Origin of the sequence: Kitasatospora sp. NPDC048545 (assembly GCF_040651155.1) — a bacterium.
Classification (GTDB): domain Bacteria; phylum Actinomycetota; class Actinomycetes; order Streptomycetales; family Streptomycetaceae; genus Kitasatospora.
In genome coordinates this window covers 1-14,787 of sequence record NZ_JBEZIQ010000023.1, presented here as the reverse complement: position 1 = coordinate 14,787, position 14,787 = coordinate 1, and the positions used below count along the sequence as shown (strand labels likewise).

14 protein-coding genes are annotated in these 14,787 nt (G+C 74.3%); 7 read left to right on the top strand and 7 right to left on the bottom strand.

Going from position 1 to position 14,787, the window contains the following annotated elements:
• The 3 genes from AB0D10_RS22055 (at window position 1) to AB0D10_RS22045 (ending at window position 2,757) form a co-directional block, all read left to right on the top strand.
• The gene (locus tag AB0D10_RS22055) at window positions 1–201 is read left to right on the top strand and encodes a hypothetical protein (RefSeq protein WP_360258921.1); all 201 of its coding nucleotides are present in this window, start codon (window positions 1–3) and stop codon (window positions 199–201) included.
• A gap of 595 nt (window positions 202–796) precedes the next feature.
• The gene (locus tag AB0D10_RS22050) at window positions 797–1,738 is read left to right on the top strand and encodes a TIGR01777 family oxidoreductase (protein ID WP_360258918.1); all 942 of its coding nucleotides are present in this window, start codon (window positions 797–799) and stop codon (window positions 1,736–1,738) included.
• A 146-nt stretch (window positions 1,739–1,884) separates the two neighbouring features.
• The gene (locus AB0D10_RS22045) at window positions 1,885–2,757 is read left to right on the top strand and encodes a hypothetical protein (RefSeq protein ID WP_360258915.1); all 873 of its coding nucleotides are present in this window, start codon (window positions 1,885–1,887) and stop codon (window positions 2,755–2,757) included.
• 31 nt (window positions 2,758–2,788) lie between these two features.
• Here AB0D10_RS22045 and AB0D10_RS22040 read toward each other — a convergent pair whose 3' ends face one another.
• Complete coding sequence (locus AB0D10_RS22040) at window positions 2,789–3,112, bottom strand: plasmid stabilization protein (RefSeq protein WP_360258912.1); 324 nt, start codon at window positions 3,110–3,112, stop codon at window positions 2,789–2,791.
• A gap of 276 nt (window positions 3,113–3,388) precedes the next feature.
• On the opposite strand from AB0D10_RS22040, the gene AB0D10_RS22035 reads away from it, so the two are divergent.
• On the top strand, window positions 3,389–4,369 hold the full coding sequence (locus AB0D10_RS22035; protein WP_360258909.1) for a SigB/SigF/SigG family RNA polymerase sigma factor: 981 nt from the start codon (window positions 3,389–3,391) through the stop codon (window positions 4,367–4,369).
• A gap of 18 nt (window positions 4,370–4,387) precedes the next feature.
• Here AB0D10_RS22035 and AB0D10_RS22030 read toward each other — a convergent pair whose 3' ends face one another.
• Entirely contained in the window at window positions 4,388–5,455 is a 1,068-nt protein-coding gene (locus tag AB0D10_RS22030) for a YhjD/YihY/BrkB family envelope integrity protein (RefSeq protein WP_360258906.1), read from the bottom strand.
• Between the two features lie 223 nt (window positions 5,456–5,678).
• On the opposite strand from AB0D10_RS22030, the gene AB0D10_RS22025 reads away from it, so the two are divergent.
• On the top strand, window positions 5,679–5,840 hold the full coding sequence (locus AB0D10_RS22025; RefSeq protein WP_360258903.1) for a hypothetical protein: 162 nt from the start codon (window positions 5,679–5,681) through the stop codon (window positions 5,838–5,840).
• A 69-nt stretch (window positions 5,841–5,909) separates the two neighbouring features.
• On the opposite strand, the gene AB0D10_RS22020 is transcribed toward AB0D10_RS22025, so the two are convergent.
• On the bottom strand, window positions 5,910–6,176 hold the full coding sequence (locus AB0D10_RS22020; RefSeq protein WP_360258900.1) for a hypothetical protein: 267 nt from the start codon (window positions 6,174–6,176) through the stop codon (window positions 5,910–5,912).
• Window positions 6,177–6,344: 168 nt separating this feature from the next.
• On the opposite strand from AB0D10_RS22020, the gene AB0D10_RS22015 reads away from it, so the two are divergent.
• Window positions 6,345–7,586 carry a PP2C family protein-serine/threonine phosphatase gene (locus tag AB0D10_RS22015; RefSeq protein ID WP_360258898.1) on the top strand — a complete coding sequence of 414 codons (1,242 nt, stop codon included), beginning with the start codon at window positions 6,345–6,347 and terminating at the stop codon, window positions 7,584–7,586.
• Between the two features lie 82 nt (window positions 7,587–7,668).
• Here AB0D10_RS22015 and AB0D10_RS22010 read toward each other — a convergent pair whose 3' ends face one another.
• The 4 genes from AB0D10_RS22010 to AB0D10_RS21995 all read right to left on the bottom strand — a co-directional run bounded on the left by AB0D10_RS22010 (window position 7,669) and on the right by AB0D10_RS21995 (window position 12,438).
• On the bottom strand, window positions 7,669–8,103 hold the full coding sequence (locus tag AB0D10_RS22010) for an SRPBCC family protein (protein ID WP_360258895.1): 435 nt from the start codon (window positions 8,101–8,103) through the stop codon (window positions 7,669–7,671).
• 86 nt (window positions 8,104–8,189) lie between these two features.
• Window positions 8,190–10,709: a condensation domain-containing protein gene (locus AB0D10_RS22005; RefSeq protein ID WP_360258892.1), complete on the bottom strand. Its 2,520-nt coding sequence runs from the start codon at window positions 10,707–10,709 to the stop codon at window positions 8,190–8,192.
• A 62-nt stretch (window positions 10,710–10,771) separates the two neighbouring features.
• On the bottom strand, window positions 10,772–11,560 hold the full coding sequence (locus AB0D10_RS22000) for an SDR family NAD(P)-dependent oxidoreductase (protein WP_360258889.1): 789 nt from the start codon (window positions 11,558–11,560) through the stop codon (window positions 10,772–10,774).
• A gap of 59 nt (window positions 11,561–11,619) precedes the next feature.
• Window positions 11,620–12,438: an AfsR/SARP family transcriptional regulator gene (locus AB0D10_RS21995; RefSeq protein WP_360258886.1), complete on the bottom strand. Its 819-nt coding sequence runs from the start codon at window positions 12,436–12,438 to the stop codon at window positions 11,620–11,622.
• Window positions 12,439–13,097: 659 nt separating this feature from the next.
• Here AB0D10_RS21995 and AB0D10_RS21990 point away from each other — a divergent pair.
• The gene (locus AB0D10_RS21990; protein ID WP_360258883.1) at window positions 13,098–14,732 is read left to right on the top strand and encodes an alpha/beta hydrolase; all 1,635 of its coding nucleotides are present in this window, start codon (window positions 13,098–13,100) and stop codon (window positions 14,730–14,732) included.
• Window positions 14,733–14,787 lie beyond the last annotated feature (55 nt).

Below are 14,787 nucleotides of genomic sequence, written 5' to 3'. Positions count from 1 at the left end.
ATGGAAACCACCACCCGAACCCTTCTCTTCGCCGCCGAACTCGTCGAGGAGAACGGCACCTACACCCTCGTCGTCGAGGACGTGCGGCGGGGCAGCGTCCAGACCGCGCCGGTCCCCAAGACCATGGTCGACAAGCTCCCCGTCTTCCTCTCGACGCTCACGGCCAAGCTCAACCCGGTACCACCACGCCGCGGCTGGTAGACGTAGCCCGGTACGAGGCCCGTACCGTCCGGTAGCCGCTGCGACCCGGACGGTGCCGGCCCCACCACTGAGAACGTGTCGGAGGACCAGCCCGTGCACGGTGAGCCGATCGGCCGCCGGGAGTAGTCGGGCGAGTCACCTGCAGAGTCCGCCCCGGTCGAGATGCCGGTCGCCGGCGGCCGGCCCACCGCCCCGGCTACGTCGGCTACGACGCCGACCTCGACCGCCGCGCACGCGAACTCTTCGACCCGGCCGCCGTCCGCGCCCTGACCGACGCCGAGCTGCTGCGCCGCCGCGCGGAGGGCGCCCTGGCCACCGACGGCCGGGGCCCGGTCGACTTCGCCGCCGGGCACCTCGCCGACGCCGTCGGCGTCCGCAGCGCCGCCGAGCGCGGGGCCGGTGCGATTCCCGGCTCCTGCCGCCTCCCGATCGCCGAACTCCCGGCCGGCCACGGCGAACTCCCCGCCGGCCGACGGAGCGTCCTGCACTGCGCGGGCGTCCACGACCTGATCGGCGGCTGCACGGCGGGGAACCAGGTAATTGAACACGTTCAGAACTCTGGGCTAGGCTGGAGCGCGAAGAAGAGGGGGAACGCATGAAGGTCGTCATTCCCGGTGGATCCGGAGCCCTCGGCGCGCTGCTCGACCGCGGCCTGACCGCCGCCGGGCACCAGGTGGTCACCCTGAGCCGCAGGCCCGCCGGACCCCGGCAGATCGGCTGGGACGGGCGGACGCTCGGCGCCTGGGCGGAGGAGGTCGACGGCAGCGACGTCGTGGTCAACCTCGCCGGCCGCAGCGTCAACTGCCGCTACACCGAGGAGAACCGGCGGGAGATGATGGACTCCCGGGTCCGCTCCACCCGCGTCGTCGGCCAGGCCGTCGCGGCCGCCCGGCGTCCACCCGCCGTCTGGCTGCAGATGAGCACCGCCACCGTCTACGCCCACCGCCACGACGCCCCGAACGGCGAACACGACGGCCTGATCGGCGGCACCGAACCCGACGCGCCGGCCTCCTGGCGGTACAGCATCGACATCGCCAGGGCCTGGGAGGAGACCCAGGAGGATGCCGACACCCCGGCCACCCGCAAGGTCGCGCTGCGCACCGCCGTCGTCCTCGGCCCCGACCGCGGCGGCGCCCTCGACTCGCTCTCCTGGCTGGCCCGCCTCGGCGCCGGCGGCCCGATCGCGGGCGGTGCGCAGTACGTCTCCTGGATCCACGAACGCGACTTCGCCCGCGCCGTCGACTTCCTCATCGCCCACGACGAGCTGACCGGCCCGGTCAACCTCGCCGCCCCGAACCCGCTGCCCCAACGCGAGTTCATGCGCGACCTGCGCACCGCCTGGGGCATGCCGCTGGCCCTGCCCGCCGCGCGCTGGATGGCCGAGGTCGGCGCCTTCGCCATGCGCTCCGAGTCCGAACTCCTGCTGAAGAGCCGCCGCGTCGTCCCGACCCGTCTGCTCGACGCCGGCTTCACCTTCGACTACCCGCACTGGCCGGCCGCCGCCCGCGACCTCGTCCGGCGCCTGCGCGGGCGGTAGCGGAAGGCGGCGAAGCCAGGAGCCCAGGGCGGGAACGCAGCGGCCCGGGCGGCGGGTTCGTCACGGGGCCGTCACAGCTGCGGGCCCGTGCTTGTCCGGGCCGCGCATCGCCCGCGAGGGTGGGAGCACGCGCGGGGAGGTGCGGGATGACGACGGTACGACTGGCGTTCATGCGGCGGTGGGTGGACATCATCGGGGTCGGCTGCATACCGGCCCTGATCACGGTGATCGTGCTGAGCGAGACCGGTGCCGCGGGCGTCGGGACGACGATGCTGACCGGCGCCGCCGTCGTCGCCGCCGTGACGGCCTGCGCGCCGCGCACCTTCTGGGTGCGGGAGCACGAGACCGGCCTCACCGTGGTGCGCCTGCTCGTGCCGAAGCACTACACCTGGGCCGAGATCCGGGGGCTGGCCATGGAGTTCGGCGAGGAGACGGAGACCGGCGCCCGCCTGGTCCGCCTCCGGCTGCGCCTCGTCGACCCGCCCGGCCGGTTCCGGGGCCCGTTCCTCGGGGAGCTCACCGTCAAGGACGACGACGGGCCGCGTGACGTCGAGCCGCGGGCCCTCGCCGAGCTGTTCGCCCTGTTCGGCCGGCACGGTCTCCCGGTCGACCGGCCGGAGTTCGCGAACGCCGTGCTCTCCGCGCACGGACTTCCGCCGCTGCCGCCCCCGCCGGTCCGGACCGTGCCCACCGGGCCGGTGCCCACGCCCGAGGAGGCGTACGCGGACGCGCCCGCCGTCGCGGAGGAGGCCCGGTACGTCGACGCGCACCGGTCCCGGAGCAACGAGCCGCCCCGGCGGCGCCGGGAGTTCCTGCTGCGCCTCGCCGCCTTGCGCGACCGCGTGGCGGTGGGGAACACGGACGCCGACCCGGGCCAGGTGTCGAGCGCGCGGATCGCGGCCCGGGACCTGGCCGAGCACGACGGCGTCACGCCTGCCGAGGGCGACGCCCGCGGGTACGTCCGGCAGCAGTACGCGGAGTGGCGCCGCGGCAGCTCCGCCCGGCGCCGCGGCCGCTGATCCGCCGGGGCGCGGCCGTGGCCGCCGCCGCTCAGCGTCCGAGCGCGTCGGCCAACTGACGTTTGTTCATCCCTGAGCGGCCCTCGATGTTGCGCTGCTTGGCCTCGTTGTACAGCTGGTCGTAGGTCGGGCCCCGGGAACCGCTGTGCGAGCGCCTGCCGCCGCGGTGGCCGGAGGACACGTCCTGGATCGAGGTGCGGCTCGCGGTCCTCGACTCGCCGTGCCGGGCGCGCTCCTTGTTCACCGTCCGGGCGGCGATCTCCGCAGCCCGCTTCTCGCTCTCGCCCCGGTCGAGCGCGCTCTCCTTGATGTGCTCGTACTGGCGCTCCCGCTTGGGGCTGGATCCTCGGGGCATGGCGGCCCCTCCTCTCGTGGCCGAGGTGGTTGCCGTGGCGCGGATACCCGGATGAAACTGAAGAAAACGATATAAACATGAATTCAATGTCGTATGTCGGGTAGGACACCGATGCAGCGACCACGATCGGATCCGGTCGCTCCAGCACCCGACCGGGTGCCACCGGGACCGCGCTTGAAGCCGGGCACAGGTCCTGGGGAACGAAGCCCGCGACGCACGCGAGCGGCAGCTCGCCACCCCCGCCGGGCGTTCACCCCGATGCCCAGGAGAAGTCACGTGTCCACCTCACTGGAAACAGTCCGCCGCGATGCCGCCACGCCGCCCGGCCTGCCCGCCGACCTGCCCGCCGACCTCCCGCCGCGACCGACGGAGGCCGACATGCGGTCGATGGGGAAGACCGAGGCACGTGAGCTCAGCGACGCGCTGTTCGAACGCCTGGCAGGGCTCGCGCGCGAAACCCACGCCTACAGCTACGTCCGCGGCACGATCATCGAACTCAACATGCCGCTGGTGCGCTTCATCGCCGCCCGCTACCGGCACCGCGCCGAGGACTTGGAGGACATCCTCCAGGTCGGCACGATCGGCCTGATCAAGGCCGTCGACGGCTACGACCCGCAGCGCGGCGTCGAGTTCCCCACCTATGCGATCCCGACCATCACCGGCGAGATCAAGCGGTTCTTCCGCGACACCTCCTGGCCGGTGCGCGTGCCGCGCAGCATGCAGGAGCTGTACCTGACCGTCGCCCGCGGCTCCGACCGCCTCGAACAGCGGCTCGGCCGGCTTCCGCAACCCCAGGAGATCGCCGAGGGCCTGCACCTCACCGTGGAGGAGGCCACCGAAGGACTGCTGGCGGGCCGGGTCTACCGCCCCGACTCCCTGGACGCCCTGCGTGACCAGGACGCCGACGAGACCGGCAGCTCCCTGCTCGACCGGCTCGGCAGCTGCGACCCCGGGATCGACCTCGCCGACTTCCGCACCGCCGTGCGCCCGCTGATCGCCGGACTGCCGCGACGCGAGCAGACCGTCCTGAAGCTCCGTTTCTGGGAGGGCTGGACCCAGTCCCAGATCGCCGAACGGATCGGCGTCTCCCAGATGCACGTCTCGCGGTTGCTCGGTGCCACCCTCGCCCACCTGCGCGAACAGCTGGAGGACCGGGAAGCCCCCGGATGGGCCGAGGATCCGGTCGGCCCCGGTGACGGCGCCACCGACGGCCCCGGTGGCGGCGACGCCCCGGACGTGTCGGCGGCCCCGGCCTGAGTCCGCCGGGCCGCCGCCCTACCGGATCCGCCCGTCGGTGTCCGGGGGGCCGTCACGTCGGTCGCCGCCCTTCCCCGGCCGGGCCCCGGCGTCAGGCCGGCCGTCGGGGAGCTGGGTGTCGGCGGGCGGGCCGTCGGCAGGCCGGCCGCCGGCGGGCTCGTCATCGGCCCGGAAGGAGACGTCGACGCGCTGTTCGGGCCGACGCTCCTCCTGGCGGGCGACGGAGGACAGCACCTTCTGGTCGGCGTCGGTGAGCGGCGGCTGCAGCAGGCTGCGCGGCCACAGCCGACGGGCGAGCACCACATTGGTCTCGGCCGCGTACACGGTGACCTGCGCGGCCAGGTAGAGCCAGAACAGCAGGCCGATCACGGTCGCGAAGAAGCCGTAGACCTGGCCCGCGTGGCGCAGCTCGTGCGCGACCAGCAGCGCGCCGAACGCCTGCAAGGCGGTGAACAGCGGGCCGGCGATCGCGCAGCCCGGCCACAGCGCCCGGGTGGGGACCTCCCGCGGGGTGAGCACGCGGAAGCAGGCCAGGCACAGGGCGGTGTTCAGCAGCGCCGAGACGACCAGCCCCCCGACCCGGGCGGGGGCCCCACCCAGGGCGGTGCCGACCAGCGACGCGGCGGCGGTGCCCAGCACCAGCCCGGTGCCGAGCACGGCGAACAGCAGGAGGCTGCGGGCCAGGCGCGGCCAGTAGCCGGGGCGCTGGACGCCGGGGACGTTCCAGACCTCGGCCATGGCGTGCTGGAGGACCTGGGCGATGCCGAGCGCGCCGTACAGCATCCCGAGCGCGCCGATGAGCAGGGCCAGGCCGCTGCCCTGCAGGGAGTGCACGTTCTGGCGCAGCTGGTCGCCGATGATCGGGAAGTCCGCCAGCGCGGAGTCCACCACCGAGCGCTGGGCGCCGGGGTGTCCGTGGAGGACGAAGCCGAGGACGGTGCTGAGCAGGAGCAGCAGCGGGATCAGCGCGACGAAGCCGTAGTAGGTGATCAGGGCGGAGAGCAGCCCGCCCCGGTCGTCCCCGTACTTGCGGACGACGCCGATCACCACACCGGTGGGCCGGTGCCGCTGCTGGAAGCGGTCCACGCCCCGAAGGGCTCGTTCGATCGGGTTCACACACGGCGTCTGCCCACGCGGCACCGGGCGACACCTGCCGACGGCGCACCGCCCGTCGACCGCATGACTTTGCCGGAGGCGGGGATACGCGAGGGCTGCGGAGCCCCGCACCAGGCCCTGCGGAGCCCCGCTCCCGGCCGGCACCTTGCCGGGCCGGCACCCTGACCGACACCGCTACGGAAGGACGACCGCCATGAGCGTTCCCGAGGAGAAGGACACCCCGCAGGCCGACGAGCAGACGCGCGAGCGCTCGTCCGAGCAGCGGAACATCACCGCCCCCACGCCGCCGGACGTCCGGGACAAGGCCGAGGACGACGAGCCCGAGCCTCCGGCGGCCGACAGCCAGGCGCCGTGACGCGGCTCGCCCGGCGTGATCGGGCGTGGCCCCAGGGCGGGCCACGCCCGATCACGCCGGACGGGGCCCTCAGGCGGCTGCCAGGGCCCGCTCGCACTCCCGGCAGCGGCGGTCGGCCAGCTCGGGCGGGTACCAGGGCTCGCCGGGGCGGGCGGGGGCGTAGTGGCTGTGTTCCATGGAGCGGGTGTCGCGCCGGCACAGCGTGGTCGGCTGGGGGTCCTCGGGGACGTCGGGGTCGGCGCCGGCGGCGTGGACGGCCAGTACGCCGGGCCCGACGCCCTCCGCGCCGAGGACCTGCTCGGGCTCCAGCTCGAACAGCACGATGATCGAGGCCATGACTCCGACGGTGCGCCGGGACGGGCCGCTTCGCACGCCGGACCGGTCACGCGTGGGACGGGGCGCGCCAGGCGTGGGACGGCGGCGCGGTCCCGGCGGAAATCATCGGAGCCGCTGCAGGATCGCGCCCGATCCGGGTAGGCGTGGACCCGACGGGAGGTGTGAACGGTGAGTTGCGACGACGCGGGACTGGGCGCGGTGCTGGCCGGGCTACTGGCCCGTTCGCGGGAGGCGGGGCCGACCGAGCTGCCCGGGCTGGTGCGGGAAGCGGCCCGCGGACTCGGGGCGGACGGAGCGCGGGTCCACCTGGTCGACGTCCAGCAGCGGCGCCTCGTCCTGCTGTCCGGCCCCGGGGACGGGCAGTCCGACGGGGACGGCGGCGGGGACCGCGGCGAGGACGGGGACCTCGACAGCCAGATCGACATCGAGGGGACGCTCGGCGGCCGCGCCTACCGGCTGCAGCAGACCCAGCTCTCCACCGGGCCGTCGGCCGTGGGCTGGTTCCCACTGGTCGACGGGGTCGAGCGGATCGGCGTCCTGCGGATCGAGGGCGGGCCGAGGGACGAGGGCGCGATGGGCCGCTACGAGGCGCTGGCGGCGCTCGTCGCCCTGCTGGTGGTGTCGAAGGGCGCGTACAGCGACTTCATCGTGAAGGTCGGGCGTCGGCGGCGGATGAGTCTGCAGGCCGAGCTGCTGTGGTCCTTCCTGCCGCCGCGCACCATCGGCACCCGCCACGTGACCTCCAGTGCCGTCCTGGAACCGGCCTACGACGTGGGCGGGGACGCGTTCGACCACTCGGTGACGGGCGGGCGCCTGCACGTGTCCGTGTTCGACGCGATGGGCCACGACTTGGCCTCGGGCGGCGCCAGCGCGGTCGCCCTGGCCGCCTGCCGCTCCACCCGCCGGGCCGGCGGCGGCCCGGCCGACATCGCGCGGGCCATCGACGGCACCCTGGCCCGGTGGATCCCGGAGCGGTTGCTGACCGCCGTGGTCGCGGACCTGGACACGGCCACCGGCGAGCTCTCCTGGGTGAACTGCGGCCACCCGCCGCCGCTGCTGATCCGGGAGCGCCGCATCGTGCCGGACGCCCTGCTGCGGCGCGCCGAACTGCCGCTCGGGCTCGGCTTCCACCTGGACGGCCCGCAGCCCGTGCACCACGCCCGGCTGCAGCCCGGTGACCGGCTGCTGGTCTACACCGACGGCGTCACCGAGGCCCGTTCGACCTCCGGCGAAATCTTCGGGGAGCGCCGCCTGACCGACACCCTCGTCCAGCACATGGCGGGTGGCGACCCGGCCCCCGAGGCGCTGCGCCACCTGATCCACGCCCTGGTCACCCACCAGGAGCACCGGCTGCGCGACGACGCGACCATCCTGCTGGCGGAGTGGCACCCGCACCGGCCCGGGAACTGACCACGGGAGCCCCCGGGAGTCGACCTCGGGAGCCGCCCCCGGGAGCCGATGCCGGGCACGACGTCGGGCCGGGCGGCGCCGACTACGGCTCCAACAGCCGGTCCAGCACCCGCCCGAAGACCAGGCGGGCCGCCGAGGCGACGACCGGATCGGCGAACCGGGGCAGTCCGACGATCCGCAGCTCCTCCGTCCAGACGGCCGCGCTGCCGCCGCCGACCGCGCGGACCCGCAGCACCGCGCCGCCGCGCACCGGGCGGCCGCGCTTGACCAGCCGGCAGAGGCCGTCGCGGCCCGGCGCGGGAGCGACCAGCTCGACGATCTCCATCGGGTCGTCGAACCGCAGCGGTCCGAGGGCCGTCCGGGCCAGGACGACGTCGCCGGTCTCCCGACCGCTGCCCCGGGCGACACCGACCCGGGTGAAGGGCACCCGGTCCCCGTGCCGGTGCCAGGCGAGCAGCCGCTCCCAGCAGACGGCCGGCGGCAGCGGCGAACGGCGGGTCAGGACGAAACAGGCCATGCGGCCCACCGTAGCGCCGCCGGGCTCCCGGGGACCGTACGGATCTCGGCGCGGTCCGGGGCCATACGGGTACCTGCCCCGGGCCGCTACGCCCGGTCGCCCAGCAGCGCCGCCAGCGTCGACAGGTCGCCGTCCTCGCCGAGCAGCACCACCAGCGGCGGGTGCGCCGGGGCGCCCAGCCGGGCGATCTCGTAGGCGGTCAGGCCGAGCCCCGGTGGGGCGACCAGGGCGACGGGGGCGCGGGACTCCACGAGCGGGCCGAGCAGCGGCCGGTAGGCGGCGGGGGGCGGGGCGCCCCGCTCGGGGCGGAGCACGCCGAGGGCCTGCGGGCCGGGCCAGCCGCGGGAGGCGTCGGGGCGGCGGGTGCGGGGGGCGCCGGGCGGGGCCAGCAGGAGGACCCAGCCGGCGCCCGGGCGGGTGGCCCGGCGCAGGACGTCCAGCTGCACCGCCGGGCCGCCGGGGTTCGCCGTGCCGTGGCCGTCGGGGAACGCCCGGTCGTCGGGGAAGCCCCGGTCGTCTGCGGTGCTACGGCCGACGGGGGGCTGCCCGGTGTCGTCGCCCGGCTCGCCCAGCCGGGGTGCCGGCTGCCCGGCGAGCGTGGAGCGCAGCACCTCGGTGGTGCTCAGCCCGCTCGGCAGGTCCGGGAAGGTGCGCAGCAGGTGGGCGCTCTGGCTGAGGAGTTCGGCGGCGTCCTGGTCGGCGAGCAGGGCGCGGTCGTGGGTGACGGTGAGGACCAGTCCGCCGGTGGTGTCGTAGTGGGCGGCGAGGGTGATCGGGTAGGAGGTGAAGGTGCCGGCCGGCGCCGGGCTCTCGACGTGGATGCCGTGCGCGGCCAGGTCGGTCTCCAGCCGCAGGTGGTGGGCGGAGGTCGGCTGGTGTTCCAGGACGACCAGGCTGTTCGGCCGCCGGCCGTGCGCGTTCGGCGTCCAGCGGTGCGCCTGGCCGGGGGAGACCCACTCGTACGCGGCGAGGTCGAGGACCCCGTCGCGCAGTGCCGCGAGCAGCTGCGGCACGGTGGTGCCCGGGTGCAGCCGGACGGAGATGGGCAGCGGATTGCGCAGCGCGCCGGGCAGCCGGTCGACGCCGTCCAGCGGGATGCCCCGGCCGGAGACGGTCACCGCGAAGCCGACCCGCACCGACCGGGCCGGGCGGCGGGGCCGGCCGGACTGCGCGGCGCGGTACAGCAGCAGGGCCCAGGCGGCCTGGAGGGCGCTGCTCTCGCCCGCGCCCCAGGCGGCCGCCCAGCCGCGCAGCCGGACCGCCTCGTACGGGGTGAGCCGGCGCCGGGCGCGGCCGCTGCCGTGCCGGCGGGGGTCGGGGGCGAGCGGCAGGACGGCGGTGGCGCCGGGCCGGGTGGACCAGAACTGCCGGGCCGCGTCGGTGCTCCGGGCCTGCAGCCAGCGGGCGTGGTCGCGGACGTCGGGGCGGCGCTCGCCGCCGGGCAGGACGCCGCCGGTCAGGTAGGCGCGGTGGAAGGACTGCAGCAGCAGGCGCACGCTCCAGCCGTCCAGCATCGCGTGGTGGTAGGTGAGCAGCACCCGGGTGGTGGGGCCCTCGCCGGCGTCCGGCGGGGCGTCGAGCAGGGTGGCGCGCAGCAGGGCGGGGCGGCGCAGGTCGAAGCCGCGCCGGCGGTCGGCGGCGAGCAGGTCGTCCCAGTCGGCGGTGCCGTGCGGGTGCCGGGTGACCTCGGGGACGGCGCGTTCGTGGAGCACCATCCACGGTTCACCCTCGCCGGTGCCGTCGCCGTCCTCGTCCCAGTCGAAGGCCGCGCGCAGCACGGTCTCGTGGTCCATGACGGACTGCCAGGCGGCGGTGAAGCGTTCGGTGTCCAGTGGTCCGTGCCAGTTCCAGGACAGTTGCTCGATGTGCCGCCCGCCGTGGTCGGGCTGTCCGAGGACCTGGTGCAGCATCTCCCGCTGCAGGGCACTGGTGGGCACGGTGACGGGCTCCGGCGGGTGTGCCAGCGCCTCGCGCAGTTCCGCCAGCAGCTCGACGGCGTGTCCGGGCGGCGAGGGCGCGAGGCCGACGAAGAGCCTGGGCCGCCGGTCGGGGGCGTTCAGTGCGTCGAAGTCGTCCGGGTGGCCCGGGGTGTCCGGGCCGGACCGGCGGCTCCGGCGGTCCTCGACCAGCACCGCCCGCAGGCGGGGCCCGGCGGCCAGGCTGTGCCCCAGTTCGGCGAGTACCCGGTCGAGGCCTTCGGGGCCGTCCGCCGTCCGGTGCCACAGGAGGTCCGCCCCGGCGCCGGGCGCCGCCGGGGCGGGCACGGCACCGGGCGCGGTGTCCGGTACTGCGCCCGGCAAGGCGTCCGTCCCGGCACCCGGTGCTGCGGTGCGCGGGCCGAGGGCCTCCGGCAGGACGGCCCGCAGCGCGGTGTGCAGCACGTCCGGCCGGTACGCCCGGTGCAGTTCGACCAGCAGGAACTCCCGTGCCCCGGTGGGCCGGGCGGCGGTCTGCCGGGGCCGGGCCGTCGTGCGGGCCAGGGCCGCGCTGACCGCTCCCGCGTCGAGCCGTCTCGGTGGGCGGGAGGCGGGCAGGCAGGGCTCGGGCGCGGGTGCGCCGGACACCAGCAAGGTGACGGGTGCGCTGGAGAACTGGCGGTTCGTCATCACTGATCAGCGGGCACCGGAGCCCGAGTCCTTCCCGTGGGCCGGCCAGGATCGCGCCGGGGTTACTGGGTGGCGAGCCCGCCGCAGACGTTGAGCGCCTGGGCGGTGATGCTGGCGGCGGTCGGGGTGGTGAGGTAGCCGGCCAGCGAGGCGACCTCCTCCGGGGTGGTGTAGCGGCCGAGCGGGATGTGCGTCTGGAAGTGCTGGTGGATGGTCTCGGGGGTGGTGTTGTAGGCGGTGGCGTACTCGTGGTGGATCCGCGTGGTGTGCGGGGTCTGGACGTAGCCGGGGCAGATGGCGTTGACGGTGGTGCCGGTCGGGGCCAGTTCCTTGGCCAGCGCCCGGGTGAAGCCGATCACGGCGTGCTTGCTCGCGGTGTACGGGGCGCCCAGGGTGACGGCCTGCTTCCCGGCCGTGGACGCGATGTTGATGATGCGCGGGTGCGTGGTGCTGGTGATGTGGCCGTGCCGGAGGGTCTCCCGGGTGACCAGGAAGACGGCGTTCAGGTTGGTGTCGATGACGTCGTACCACAGGTCGTCGGTGGTGGTCGCGGTGGGCCCGCCGCCGGTGCGTCCGGCGTTGTTGACCAGCACGGTGATCGGGCCGTGTTCGGCGACCGCGTGCCGGATCAGTTCGGAGACCTGGGCGGGGTCGCGGACGTCGCAGGTGAGGCCGTCGGCTTGGTGGCCCTCCTCGCGCAGGGTGACCACCGCCTGGTCGATGTGCTGGGCGGTGCGGGCGCAGATGAAGACACGGTGGCCGCGGCTGCCGAGTTCGCGGGCGATGGCCAGGCCGATGCCGCGGGTGCCGCCGGTGATCAGGGCGAGGGGTTGCTCGGGTGCGGTGGTCATGACGCGTCCTGTGGGTGAGGGCTGGGAGAGGTCGGCAGGGACGGCCGTCCGGACGGGGCTCAGGCCGGGTACAGGTTGTAGGTGGTGGGGTGGGCGGTGGTGGGCGTGTTGAGGGTCGGGTCGAGGGTGAGGATCGCGTGTTGCAGGTGTTGCAGGTGCGGGGAGGGTTGGATGCCGAGTTCGGTGGTCAACCGGTGCCGCAGGTGGTGGTAGGTGGTGAGGGCGCTGGTCTGCCGGCCGGCGCGGTAGAGCGCGACCATGGCCTGGGCGTGCAGGCCCTCGTGGTGGGGGTGCTGGTGGGTCAGGTGGGTGAGTTCGGGGATCAGTTCGTTGTGCCGGCCGAGCCGCAGGTCGGTGTCGATCCGCCGCTCAAGGGTGATCAGCCGACTCTCTTCCAGGCGCATGATCTCGATGGTGAGGATGGGGCCGGGCCGTACGTCGACCAGGGCGGGGCCGTGCCAGAGCGCGAGGGCCTGGCGGAAGTGCGTGGCGGCCTGGTGGTCGTGGCCGTGGTTGAAGGCGTGCTGGCCCTGGGTGATCAGCAGGTTGTAGGTGTGGACGTCGAGGTTGTCGGGGTGGGTGGTGAGCTGGTAGCCGCCGTGACGGGTGGTCAGGATGTCCTTGGCGGTGACGTGCGGGGTCGGCCCGAGGGCCTGGGTGATGCGCCGGCGCAGCTGCAGGATGTACGTCTGCATCGTGGTGAGCGCCTGTCTTGGCGGGTCGTCGCCCCAGATCTCCTCGATCAGGGTGGCCGTGGGCAGGATCCGGTTCGGGTAGAGCGAGAGCAGGGCGAGGATCTGGCGCTGCTTGGCGGCGGAGGGGACGACGGAGATGCCGTTGAGGTCGGCGGTGAGGGGGCCGAGGACTCTGAGCTGCATGGCAGTTCTCCTTTCGTGCGCGGGACGGTGAGAGGGTCGCTCGGTCGAGCGGGGTGACCGGGTCGGTCGGATGTGTGTTCGAGTTGAAGGAATGGTGGGGGGATGCGTCGCACCATAGCGGCGGCGAGGGGCCCGGTCCGGATTCCTCTAGTCCCCGTCGAGCACGGTTCCGGGTGGCTTGAGGCGGGATTCCGGGGCCAGGTGCGACGGCGGGGTGGCACCCGCACAGGGGGGCCGCCCCGCCGAACACCGGTGCCGGGGTGCCCACTTCTTCCGCCGGCCGCCCGGGAGGCCTGCTCGGGAAGCCGCCGACAGCAAGGTGCGGACCGCCCTTCGGATCGCGGGTGTCGACCTCGCCGAGGGGGTCGGCGGCCGGCGCCGGGAGGCGGGCCCGCCGGTCCGCCGGGGGTGCGCACATCGGCGTGCAGGACGGTGAGTCCGTACCCGTCCACCTCCACCTCGACCTGGCGCACGCCGGGCAGCGGAAGGTCTCGAACGGAATGCGTTCCCGGTGCCGGTCACGGGCCGTGAGTACCCGCACGGACAACCTTCCTGCGGAAGGGGAGGTCTGATGACCAGTCAGGTCCATTCGGTCAAAGCTTGGCAAATTCCGGCCGATCCTCTAGATGTGCCATTGCACATGTCACATCATGCTCCCCATGAGAAAAGCCATCGCCCTGCTCGCGGCCGTCACGGCCGTCGCCGCCTTCGGCGGAACCTCCGCCTCCGCCGCCGGACCCGACGCCGCCGATCTGGCCGACACCGGCCAGGGCAAGCTCGTCTGGAGCTCCTGCAACGACGCCACCACCCCCGCGCTGCAGTGCGCGATGCTCGACGTGCCGGTGGACTACGCCGACCCGCACGGGCGGAAGATCGCCGTCAAGCTGAACCGGCTCCCCGCGACCGCGCCCAAGGACAAGCAGCAGGGCCCGATCCTGCTCAATCCCGGCGGGCCCGGCGACTCCGGGCTGTGGATGCCGGTGTCCGTCTCCTCCGCGATCCCGGCGGACGTCGCCTCGACCTACGACTGGATCGGGTTCGACCCGCGCGGCACCAACGGCAGTGACCCCCACGTGGTCTGCGACGCCCACTACTTCGACGCGGAGCGCCCCGACTACCAGGTGGACCAGGGCACGTCGAAGGCGTGGCTGAAGAAGGCGGCCGGCTACGCCGCCGACTGCGCGGCCGACTGGTCCTGGCTGCTGCCGCACATGACCACCGTCGACAACGCCCGCGACATGGACAGCATCCGCCGGGCCCTGAACGTCCCGAAGATCAATTTCTACGGCGGCTCCTGGGGCACCTCGCTGGGCTCCACCTACGGCCAGCTGTTCCCCTCGCACGTGCGCCGGATGGTGCTGGACAGCATCGTCGGACCGACCATCAGCTGGTACGACCACAACATCCTGCAGGACAAGGAACACCAGCGCCGCTTCGACGCCTTCGCGGCCTGGACCGCCAAGGCCGACTCCGTCTACCACCTGGGCACCGACGCCGCCGCCGTCGAACAGGCCTACCGCCGGGTCGAGGACGCGCTGCGGAAGGAGCCGGTGGACGCCGCCCCCGCCCCGGGGAAGATCGGCCCGGCCGAGTTCGAGGACACCTTCTACGGCGGCGGCTACAACTTCCTGCGCTGGCCCCGGATGGCCACCGTGCTCTCCGCCTACCTCACCCAGCACGACACCCGCCCGCTGGCCATCGCGTACAACAGGTACGCGGCCCCCGGCGCGGACGACGGCACCTTCCCGGCGTACAACGCGGCGCAGTGCACCGAGAACGCCTGGCCGCGGGACTGGGAGGTGTGGAAGAAGGACCAGGCGAAGGTGAACGCGGTCGCGCCCTTCTACACCTATAACAACATGTGGTACAACGCCGCCTGTATGTTCTGGCCGTACCAGGGCAACCAGGCGGGCCGGCTGAAGATCACCGGCAAGGGCCTGCCCCCGGTCCTGCTCTTCCAGGCTACCGAGGACGCCGCCACGCCGTACGAGGGCGGGCTCGCCATGCACGACGCACTGCCCGGCTCCAAGCTGGTCGTCCAGGACGGCGGCAGCTTCCACGAGATCCTGTTCCACGGCAACGCCTGCCTGGACGACACCTTCACCGCCTACCTGCGCGACGGCAGCCTGCCCCAGGGCAAGGGCCGGATCGCCAAGACCTGTGCGCCCGAGGCCGATCCGGCGCCGGTGTACGTGACGCCGCCGCCGGCCGCCGCCAAGGCCACGCCCGCCGCGGCCCCCGCCACCGGCCTCGCACCGACCGACCCCGAGGCCGTGCACGGCGTCCTGCGGTAGCGGACCGGACCGCCCGGACCGCCCGGACCGCCCGCGCGACCGGCGGGCTGCCGGG